Origin of the sequence: Tsukamurella pseudospumae, from assembly GCF_001575195.1 — a bacterium.
In the GTDB taxonomy this organism is placed as follows: Bacteria; Actinomycetota; Actinomycetes; order Mycobacteriales; family Mycobacteriaceae; genus Tsukamurella; species Tsukamurella pseudospumae.
The window spans coordinates 1-611 of sequence record NZ_LSRF01000030.1 but is presented as its reverse complement, the minus strand read 5'-3'; the positions used below and the strand labels follow the sequence as shown (position 1 = coordinate 611).

General features: G+C 67.8%; 1 protein-coding gene. It reads right to left on the bottom strand.

The features are described from left to right. Positions 1 to 611 (bottom strand): transposase (locus tag AXK60_RS10495; RefSeq protein WP_139057878.1); only part of this gene is annotated, 611 nt, incomplete at both ends.

The window sequence follows — 611 nt, the reverse complement described above, 5'->3', positions numbered from 1 at the left end:
GGTGACGTAGACGTTTGGGTTCCCACCGGCGGGCATCATGGCTGGTCAGGGCGAGCATTTGGGTCCAGGCGATGAGGTCGGCAGCCAGTGCGGCGATCGCGGTCCAGATCTGGTTCTTCGCGAACTGGTGCAGCGGGAGGTTCCGCAGGCCGGTGTCCTTGAGATTGCGGATGCGGTCCTCGCAGCGGGCGCGACGCCGGTGCCGCAGCTCGAGGCGTTCGACCGGGCCGCGACTGTTGGTGACGAACGCGGTCAGCCGCAGTCCGTCGCGGTCGGTGAACGTCAGTTGCGCTCCGGGGTGCGGGCGTTCAGCACGCACGATCAGCCGCATCCCCGCAGGCCACGTGGTCAAGTCCACTATGTGTGTGAGCTCGGCGATCCAGGCCCCGTCGAGGAGTTCACCGCTGTCGTTGTCGATCGCGGGGATCCACCCGGCGTCCGGAACGAGGTCGACGGCGGCTGCGAGCTTGTCCGTGAGACTGAAGCCGATGGAGTAGGCCAGGTGCCGGCGTGCCAGATAGTCGAGGAACTCGTGGGTGCCGCCACCACCATCGGCACGGATCAGGACTTTGCGGCCGACCCGGTACCGACCGGCGCCGGTCACCGCATCG